The following is a 9,983-nucleotide window of genomic DNA, read 5'->3' as shown; positions in this document are numbered from 1 at the left end:
CATAATGGGTAAAACTGCACGATTTTTTTGGGTACGGTACGACGATTATTCGGGGTACTTTTACTTTACGATAGACATTGCGCTGCCAAGCGCACAAAAGACTCTGACCTCATGCGGTCAGAGTCCTTATGGTGGAGCCGAGGGGAGTATATGATTCCTGATTGAAATGGCTGACGAAGCCGATTCGACGAAGTAGAGCGCAGCCGTAGAATCAGATGCCGTGCTCAGTCCGCTTCGCTCCCTTCCGCGCGGTCGAACCCCTGTCCGAAGATAACGCAACATAAGCTTCTACGGGTGTAGTGACAGATTTGATGTCACCCTAGAGACTCCCTGTCACCGGATTCCCTTCGGGTCAGCCTGATTGTCTTCTTCAGCTAGCCCCAGGCGGAGACTAGACAGCGTATCCCACTAAAGTTGAGCCCCTATCCCGCCACATGGGCGATGGAAGGTAGGAGCACGTGAGCAGTTTCTTAGGCTGCTACAGCGTAGGTTGGTTGTTATTTGCCAGTTAATTGGCTTCCGCGTTGGTGAAGCAGCCGCAGCCCTACTACCCGCTACTCAAACTAAGATTCAACAACAAATAAAATGTCCTCACCATTACTAATTGAAGAAAAGTGGTCGACACTTGTTAATTTCCTAATGATCTCTTTAACTTCAAATTTAATAAAGGAAAGTATATCCCCACTAAACTTATTACGTATTTCACCAATTATCATGTCTCTTTCGGACAAAATATCTTCTTTATTTTCGAAATTTAAGTTGAATTGGAAGTTGACGCTCAGTTCCAAAGTTCTAAACACTTCACTATTTATAAACGTTTTTAAATCGATTTCATATTCAAAAATACATACTTCAAGCTCTTTATGTATAGCTAGTTTTCCTTGTGCTTTTTGTTCAACTTCCTCGTCACGCGGATGGAAACCCTCTGGTATGTCTGTCGCTATTCGATAAATTAATTCAGTTATTATAAATCCTGAAAATTCAAGTTGAACGTTCATGCAGGCACCTCCAGAGTCTTAATTCCTTTCAATATCATAGGTAAACACATAATTATCATTGATAATTTTCTTTAGCAACTTCACATGATCGAGCATATCTTGTTCTTTGAGTGGCTTATTTTCATTTCGACGATGGGACGAAAAGACATGTTTGTTTTTATAATTAGTGGTATACTGATCGACTATTGTATTTAAAGACTCTGTGTACTTACTAAAAAAAATTGTAGATAGTACATTGTACTTATTCCTTACTTCTTTGAACTTAATAAATTCATCATAATAATTTTGCCCCCAGTTTAGCTCATACTTTATTCGTTGTTTCTTAGACACAATGTCAATGCTGTTTGGAATTAACTCAGTTAAAAGAAAGTTATCTTTCGGCAACAGTTCATTAATATCGTCGTAAATTTCTTTTCCATCCGAGTAAACTATATAAGGTCTGTTTTTTGTTAAAGCAGTTCTTAATGAAATATTTTGATCTAATAAATCATATAGCGTTTCATTACTGGTTTCAACAAACATAATATTAAGGATTTTTTTTCTTCTTTTAAAATCAACAACATACGCCAAGTATTTTTTATTTTCATTTGCGTCGAAACTAAAAACCAATGGAAAATTAACTTCAAGAAGTACTTCAATATTCCGAATAAATTCAAAATCATGGCTTAAAATTCTGTTAAAGGCCAATTCGTTTCTAATATTCATATTATCCCCCTTGGGACATTATTCTAAAACCATTGCCAACATCAGCGAAACGTTTCCCTGTTTTACTTTCGCAAAATTTCCAAAGGCTGTAATGTTTACTTTGGGGGTTTTCCGTTTGCACCTTGCGACCTCTTTCTAGAAGCCCTAAATGCCCCGATACCCCTCCGATCGCAATTTTATACCCGTTCATTGCTTTTAGTTCTAATATATCAGAGGCTGTTTTGATTAGTTCAACAAGCTCGACATCATCTTCAACTCCAAAAAATGAGGTGCCATACCTATGGCGATCCCTGTATTGAACTATCGATGACATTTCAACACTGCTTTCATCAACATCAAAACTCTCCATCATCTCTTCGGTATAATATTTTTCCAATCCTTGTACGATTACCTCTTCACTTAAGTATTGACATAATTCTTTTTCTTTATGAGACGGAAGAAAATAAACTGCATGAATGTTAAAATCATCTTGCTTATACTCATTCTCTTCAAACTCACTAGAGATAAATCTAATCAAATCATTACGTTCTAACAAGTAATGAGTGTTATCAACCGTACTGATTTTAATAAACTCAAAGTCTGTCTTTAACAACATATATATGTCTTCGCTTTTAAAATCATATTCTTTCATCATAAAATCAAATGGCATACTAGCACCTCTCCCAGCAACTCTGAGTATACTTTTATAGAAGATTAGATACAACCAAGATGATCTCTGAATTGATTCTACATAGACTATGATGATTGTATATCCTTTTAGTAATAAACAAATTTAAACACTTGAAGAACACCATGCCACTCTCTATAACACATGTTCTCACAGTATCCAATGTCTGTAAAGGTTCGATACTAATGATCTACTTTTCTACTCCTATTGCATTAACAAACAATTAGAATTGTAAAACGCTTAAATGCAATGAAATAAATTTGTATGGCAGATGAGATTGATTGAATTGGTAAGTTAGCTCGATGACGTTGCTGTGAACGTACGGCAATTTACTATGATTTGGAGAAGTGCATAGCAATTAAAAACGCCACTCAAACTTTCTCGCCACAGAATTCTATATTTTCACTAATAAGGAATTGGAATCTGTCGTCCCCGTTGGCTTTGCTGCAATAACAAGAAAACTCTGACCTCGTGCGGCAAGAGTTTTTTGATGACGCCGAAGAGAGTCGCCCTCTGTCGAAGACACCCTCACATGTGTGCTCCTACGGGTGTAGCGACAGGACTCTCTCACGCTAAGTATAATCGCTACAACTACAAATCCAATACTATCTCACATTTTATCCCTTCATAATAACAATTCTCAATCAATAATACAGACCCTGTCTGTTGAACCATATCCATATCAAGCATGTACGTTCCAGATTGTGTTAATTACCTTTTCACTTTTGACAATATTAAGCGTTAATAATATAAGGAAACTCATCCCATGTTCTGCCTTCCAAAGTCCTCCCAGTTCGATGCTTCTGCACTCCACCCCATTGCTTAAAGAAAAATGCTACATTATTAGCCAAACACTGATCCCTAATACTTAAAACCCACTCTTCTTTCATAGGCCTTGCCCCGTAACCTGATTCACCTCCAACAATTGCCCAATGAATCCCATCCAGCCGTAGATTCTCTAAAGGACCAATTAGCGGCTCCAGTGATAAAAATCGCGTTTTAGCTGGTACTTGCCTCAAATGATCAATTCTAAAGGTTACTTTTTCATTTTCTACACTTACACCTTGCCAAACATTATCTGGCCAAAGTAATTCAGTGGACAACTCGAATAGCCTCTCAGATCGTTTAGTTAAGATTTGAAATGTATGCCAGGATGCTTGTCTCATAGTATCAAAGACCTTTTGAATAAACTCCACAGGAACATCTTGATGGAATAAATCAGACATAGAATTTACAAAAATCATTCTCGGCTTCTTCCACGAGAGTGGAAGATCAATAAGGTCGTAGTGTAGCGTCAAGTTAAAGCCATTTTCATATCTCGAATTCCCCATTGCTTTAAGTCGTTTTGCCATCGTGGCCGCATAACAATGTTTACACCCAGCCGATATTTTGGTACAGCCGGTGACAGGGTTCCACGTCGCTTCCGTCCACTCTATATTTGAACTGGTTGACATACACCTCACCTCCAGAAAATATCTTACCAATTAACCCATATTGAAAAGATCAAGTTGTTCAACTTGAGCGTCGCTACCCTGAATACGACTTAAATAATCACTCGGTAGCCTGATATGCATCACAACATTATCTGCATCTCTATAATTTGCATAAGAATGTGAAGATGAATTGATATAACTATTTTTCTTAAAAAGCCTCGTACTATAATCGTATATACTCTTTTGACTTTCGATATCCCGAAAAGTTAGTGGAGAGTATTGAAGGAAATAATCAACTATCTTACCGTACGTAGTTTCAATATTATTAAAATGCTTTATAATTCCATCAACGAAATCGGAATAATCATATACTTTCAAAGAACTCGATTCAGAAAAGAGATCATCCACATAAAGCATTTTCCTGCTATTGGTAGCCTCATGATAGTTGTCTTCGGCTTTAATTCGTAAGCCTTCAAACGCGACCATAGTATTTTTCATTTCAACTAGCCCTGCTCTACTTCTTGTCGCAAATACCAAATGAAAATAAACATTAGGATTCAGTGGGCTATAGATACGTTTTTTTAGCGTATACATCGGCTCACTAAAGCTACTTTTAAGTTTTAATACATATAGATCAAGGATTTGATCTTCCAGCTTTTCAAACAAGCCCCGGCTCTTTTGATTTGATAACACGTCATCATTTGATGCCATCCTAATATATTCAATAATATTATCTGGAAGTTCATCAACCCCAAAGAAATCAGATAACTCTTCCTGATTGTTGTGAATCCGATAGTTCCGAACCAAAGAATAACTCATTACATTGATTAGAACTTCATGTGATCTTTCAGAAAGAATCTTTAAGATGTCGGCCATATGAACGCCTTTGTATCCAAAAGGATCAACAAAGTAAAGTGCAGGATAACCGCTTGTCGATTTAAGCAATGGAACTACATGATCTTTAAACTCCCCACAATGATTTTTGATCTGTGAAGGATACGATGACTGCTCCGCCATTTGTTTGAGCATATTGTGGTAACTTTCTAGAAGTTCCACCGTATGAATATAAAAGCGACATTCCTTGCTATATTGAAACTCTCTCTGAAGATTGAATAAGTTATTAATTGCAATTAATGGAGAACCTTCCTGACCATCCTCGAAAGAACCACGTCCTGCAAAACAATCAGCGAAATGACACTTTTTTATTGGTTTGCTAATTGAAGCCTTCATAAAAACATTTGCCCAGCGGGTTAAATAATCTTTAAGTAGGATATGTTTGAGAACCGTTTGAATATCTTTCTTCTCAAAATGTTTATGGCTAGTCTCCATTTATCGGATACACCCCCAGGAATAAGTTCCCTCGAGCCCGACTAAGATGTCCTATTTATTATAGCATGAGTGAACGCACAATAATCTTGTATAATAGGAAATTGGATCAGTGCATCCCCTGAAAGGTAGATGCTCTGATCCGTACATCAAAACCTAATAACTATTGTTCCTTCATATAAAATTTCTTTTTGTATTTGGAAATGAATTGTTATTAACAATATGCAATATCTGCGGATTAGCTATTATCCAGAATGGTGAAGCTGACTTCGGAGCAAACGGTCTATGAGTTTCTCAGCCATCATGAAAAGGAGGCTAATCGGCCTCCTCGTTTCACCACACTGCCACTACTGTCTTTTCAAACATCTTACATTCTTCAATTTGAATCTTTACTTTGATATGCACCGCCCCGGGAAATTTTTTTCGTTTTTTGAAATCTCCATAAGGATTGCACTAGGTTATATCTATAGAAGTGAATGCAAAATCGGCGTTTTCAGCAAAACGAATAAAACGGCAAAATGATTTGCAATTAATTAATTTAACTTTTTAGGATATCCAGAAATCCTTTAGCCACGCAGGTTTTTAACTTGACTAAGAACAGCATCACATGACTTCTGAGATTCAATGTATATATAGTACAATTCAATAGGTAATATAAGAGGTTATGATAATGAACTTGGGGATTAACTGTGAGAGAGGAGAAGCTGTAGTTCAATTTATTACAGCAGAGGATTTAGCACAACTGTGGGGAGAACACAAGCTGACGATATCCCCGAAGGGGGCGTTTTATTAACGATTCCTTTATAGATGCAATCTACGATTCAATTAATCCTACCTTTATCAAAACCAGTAAAAACTGACCATAATAAAATAGCCGCGGCAAATAAATGCATTTTCAGCATTACTGCACCGTGGCTTCCTATGTAGATTACTGCATTCAATGCAATCCTCTCTTACCGTACCACATAAACTCACAGATATATTACCAGCCCCCATAACCCTTAACTTTGCAAGCCGACAGCCTCAATGGAGAAGCTAACTTGATATCTGTATAACGTTACGTCTTTGACCATACTGGCAGCATACTTAAGCCTGTCATCAATCTCAGGTGCTACTATGACACCTTTTACACTACTGCCCTTACAAAGCTTAGATTTGACCCAGCCCATATACCTTAATAGTTGGCCCAAAGCATAATCTGCTCCCTTGCTGACCTTCAGCTCTAATACAACAAAATTACCATCTTCATCAACAGCAAGTAGATCGATTCTGCCAATATCAGTTTGGTATTCGATTCCCACTGTATCTGAATCATTTACAAACAGGCTTAACCTTTTACCATCCACATTAATAGAACCAATATTCTTGGCAATGAAATCCCTCAAATGGTTCTCAAGGGGGAAGATTAGACTCTCAGAATTACCAATAGCTTCATCGGAGGTAACCTGCTCCTGGGTTCCTAAACCCATACCATCAGAAATTGCTCCGTCTTCATAATCACCTAGCATGCAGACTTTAAGCTTACCGTCATCCATTCGCTTTATTTCCCAATTGCCATGCTTTGCGGCATCATATAGCTCTACCTGCCCTCTTCCTGTATTATACAAAAAATCATACTGGGAGGTTGCTATCCTCGGTTTAGAATTCTCAGGCCAATTAATCCTTGATTCCTTATTTACAGAACAGGTGAGAATGGTACAGTTGATTGTTGTCTCATTAACGTTTCCATATTTTCCTTTTATGTATTTCTTGATATCACTATTAGAAGCCTTGCCTCCCAAGTCTTTAACAGCTTCCTTAACCATCTGCCATACGAATGGATTAGCCATAAAGTCACCATATCCCTTTCAACAAATTAACTACAACAATTATACAACATAGAGCACAGTTATCTCTGGCGAATATTCTCTTCATCGAGCAACCAACTTGGCTACTGTGCTCATAGTTCTCTCTGTATTCATGGCGGTCTTCTCCCAATGTCTTCGCATAGCATCAGGGAAAATCACTGTATACATGATCAGAACACGAGCAAACTCAGTCCCAGCAAGGCTTTCTAACCGCAATGCATACTGCAATAAGCCCTTAATAAACAGAAAAACCACCTCACAAGGTGGTTTCACTGATGGTTAAAATGGAGCCGAGGGGAGTCGAACCCCTGTCCGAAGATAACGCAACATAAGCTTCTACGGGTGTAGTGACAGATTTGATGTCACCCTAGAGACTCCCTGTCACCGGATTCCCTTCGGGTCAGCCTGATTGTCTTCTTCAGCTAGCCCCAGGCGGAGACTAGACAGCGTATCCCACTAAAGTTGAGCCCCTATCCCGCCACATGGGCGATGGAAGGTAGGAGCACGTGAGCAGTTTCTTAGGCTGCTACAGCGTAGGTTGGTTGTTGTTTGCCAGTTAATTGGCTTCCGCGTTGGTGAAGCAGCCGCAGCCCTACTACCCGCTACTCATGTCCGAACTACCCCCGTCGAATCCATAAACGGCCCCTAAATGAGAAGCGAAGCCATCGCGGCGGACCCTATCGTGCGCGGTCGGCCAAGCGAACGGATCTTCAGGTGCCTCTCCCGCTGTGACAGCGACGATCGGCGAAGTACGAACACGGTGCATAAAACGAATCGAATCGGTAGAACTTCTATAGTATAGCACACCCCGCCGGCAAATACCGCACGGCATTACTGGGATGGTTGGCGATGACTGCCTGATGCGGCCGATTAACGGAAAACTGCTGTATCTCACGCAGTATTCCAGTATTCCTGGCCGTCATCCCGCACAGCGCCACCTTACCTGGCGACCTTTTGCTTTTCCCGCAAAGCCCGCTGAATATCGCGCTCCGCATCCTTCTTCGCGGCGGATTCCCGCTTGTCGTAGTTCTTCTTGCCTCGGCCGAGACCTAAGAGGCACTTGGCGTAGCCGTTGCGCGTGTACACCTTCAGCGGCACGATCGTGTAGCCCTCTTGCTTGGAAGCGCCGATGAGCTTGCGAATCTGCGCCTTGTGCATCAGCAGCTTGCGTGTGCGCGTCGGGTCGGTCGGGTTGTGCCGGTTGCCCTGCTCGAACGGACTAATGTGCATGTTGTGCAGAAAAATCTCGCCGTTCCGGATCGTAGCGAACGCATCGCCCATATTGGCTCTGCCGCCCCGGAGCGACTTGATCTCGGTGCCGGTCAGCACCATGCCCGCTTCAAACGTATCCTCGATGAAGTAGTCATGCGAAGCCTTCCTGTTCTGCGCGAGCGGTTTGTCGAACTGGTCCTTGCTCTTCACCATGCTGCTTCACCTCACGGATTCCATTTTGATCGGACTCTCATTATAGCATGCGCTTCCAGCCGCTCACAACTGTGCCTCGTCAGATAGAAGCGGCGCGCGGCTGTATCTGATCCCTCATGAAGTACCCCGTTCGCGCGAAACGATAACTCGTTCGGTCGTCCCTGTCCATACACGCTCTGAAAACAATTCGACGCCGGAGATCCTCTCCGACGTCGACCAGCCTTTATTCAGCTTGCAGCGCTCTGTCGATAAGCGCCATGCGAATGTAGAGACCGTTCTGCGCCTGGCGGAAATACGCAGCCCGCGGATCCGCATCCACTTCCTCTGCGATCTCGCCTGCCCGCGGCAGCGGATGGAGCACGATCGCGTCCCGCCGCATGCGGCTCATCAGCTCGGCGTCGACAATATACTGGCCGGCGGCCTTGTCGTACTCCTCTGGAGACGGGAACCGCTCTTTCTGAATTCGCGTCTGGTACAACACGTCGACCGAGCCGGCGACCGCGTTCAAGTCCGTCGTTTCCTCGTAGCGCACGCCTTTGTCGTCCATGTAGTGCTTCACCGAAGGCGGAATCGGCACATTTTCCGGAGAAATGTAGTAGATCGTAACGTCTTTAAAATTGGCGAGGATGTAGCTCAGCGAGTGAACCGTCCGTCCGTAGGTCAGGTCCCCGACCATCGCGATGCTTAAGCCGTCGAGGCTGCCGCATTCTTTCTGGATCGTGTAGGCGTCGAGAAGCGCCTGCGTCGGGTGCTCACCCGCCCCGTCGCCAGCATTCAGGACCGGTACGCCAGATACGGCTGCCGCACGTTTCGCTGCTCCGATCTCCGTATGGCGCATAACGATGAGGTCGCTGTACCCCGTAATGATGCGAATCGTATCCTCAAGCGTCTCGCCTTTGATCGCAGACGAGAACTGCGCCGCATTCTCCGTACCGATGACGCTGCCGCCCAGACGGTTCATCGCCGACTCGAACGACAGCCGCGTCCGCGTGCTCGCTTCGAAGAACAGCGTCGTCATGATACGCCCTGCATGCCGTCGGTCGCCTCCTGCGCGTACGACGTCCTCCATCGTCCGCGACGCGGCGAACAACTCCTCCAGCTCGCTCCGCGAGAACTGCTTGGCCCCTAGCACATGATACAGCTTGTCCTGCACTGCCATCCCTTTCGTTCCTCCCGTCGACGCTGCTTCGCGTCCATGTTTACCATGATCTATCCTAGCGGATTGCCCCGGGATTGTCTAATGGGATTTGTCCGAAAAGGGGAGCGATTTAGACGGCCAATTCGCGAACTTGGCGGAAGTGTGAGGAAGTGTTGATCTGTGTACGTTAGGTGCACAAAAAGAAGAAACCCGCCGCGGCTGCGGCGGGTCTTCCCTTTATTGCTGATCCGGCGAAGGCGTCGGCTTGGCGCCCGGCGCCTTCGGCTTGCGCCGGCGGCGCGGCTTAGCCGCGCCTTCAGGGCGCGCGCCCTCCGGCGCGCTCTTGCCGCCGGAGGCGGATGCCGCCGCCGTCTGCGCGGCGGCTTTGGCGCGCGCGCTGCGCCCGGCATCGCCCGGCTGCGCGCCGCCCTTGCCCTGCGCGGC

At 43.6% G+C, this 9,983-nt stretch carries 8 protein-coding genes, 2 other RNA genes and 1 pseudogene; all 11 read right to left on the bottom strand.

The genetic code is table 11. The features are described 5' to 3' along the window. Positions 1–249 precede the first annotated feature (249 nt). Positions 250–578: a transfer-messenger RNA gene (ssrA, locus tag KVT38_RS32335) on the bottom strand. After that, positions 564–998, bottom strand: coding sequence for a hypothetical protein (locus tag KVT38_RS32330; RefSeq protein ID WP_217597872.1), 435 nt, complete (start codon positions 996–998; stop codon positions 564–566). Before KVT38_RS32330 ends, ssrA (KVT38_RS32335) begins: the two co-directional genes overlap by 15 nt. An 18-nt stretch (positions 999–1,016) precedes the next feature. Continuing rightward, on the bottom strand, positions 1,017–1,703 hold the full coding sequence (locus KVT38_RS32325; protein ID WP_217597871.1) for a hypothetical protein: 687 nt from the start codon (positions 1,701–1,703) through the stop codon (positions 1,017–1,019). A 1-nt stretch (position 1,704) separates the two neighbouring features. Then, on the bottom strand, positions 1,705–2,352 hold the full coding sequence (locus KVT38_RS32320) for a hypothetical protein (RefSeq protein WP_217597870.1): 648 nt from the start codon (positions 2,350–2,352) through the stop codon (positions 1,705–1,707). Between the two features lie 752 nt (positions 2,353–3,104). Next, complete coding sequence (locus KVT38_RS32315) at positions 3,105–3,824, bottom strand: DUF5131 family protein (RefSeq protein WP_217597869.1); 720 nt, start codon at positions 3,822–3,824, stop codon at positions 3,105–3,107. A gap of 30 nt (positions 3,825–3,854) precedes the next feature. Next, positions 3,855–5,132 (bottom strand): three-Cys-motif partner protein TcmP, encoded by a 1,278-nt coding sequence (gene tcmP / locus KVT38_RS32310; RefSeq protein ID WP_217597868.1) that lies wholly within the window; start codon positions 5,130–5,132, stop codon positions 3,855–3,857. Positions 5,133–6,130: 998 nt separating this feature from the next. Next, a complete protein-coding gene (locus KVT38_RS32305) occupies positions 6,131–6,958 on the bottom strand; it encodes an endonuclease NucS domain-containing protein (protein WP_217597867.1) in 828 nt (275 codons plus the stop codon). Between the two features lie 300 nt (positions 6,959–7,258). Further along, positions 7,259–7,622: a transfer-messenger RNA gene (ssrA, locus tag KVT38_RS32300) on the bottom strand. A gap of 293 nt (positions 7,623–7,915) precedes the next feature. Further along, a complete protein-coding gene (gene smpB, locus KVT38_RS32295; RefSeq protein WP_217597866.1) occupies positions 7,916–8,401 on the bottom strand; it encodes an SsrA-binding protein SmpB in 486 nt (161 codons plus the stop codon). Positions 8,402–8,624: 223 nt separating this feature from the next. Beyond that, a complete protein-coding gene (pyrB, locus tag KVT38_RS32290) occupies positions 8,625–9,560 on the bottom strand; it encodes an aspartate carbamoyltransferase (RefSeq protein WP_217597865.1) in 936 nt (311 codons plus the stop codon). A gap of 216 nt (positions 9,561–9,776) precedes the next feature. Beyond that, positions 9,777–9,983 (bottom strand): annotated as a pseudogene (locus tag KVT38_RS32285) (hypothetical protein); the annotation flags it as partial.

Origin of the sequence: Cohnella sp. GbtcB17 (genome assembly GCF_019091135.1) — a bacterium.
In the GTDB taxonomy this organism is placed as follows: domain Bacteria; phylum Bacillota; class Bacilli; order Paenibacillales; family Paenibacillaceae; genus Cohnella.
This window is presented reverse-complemented; position numbering and strand designations above follow the sequence as displayed.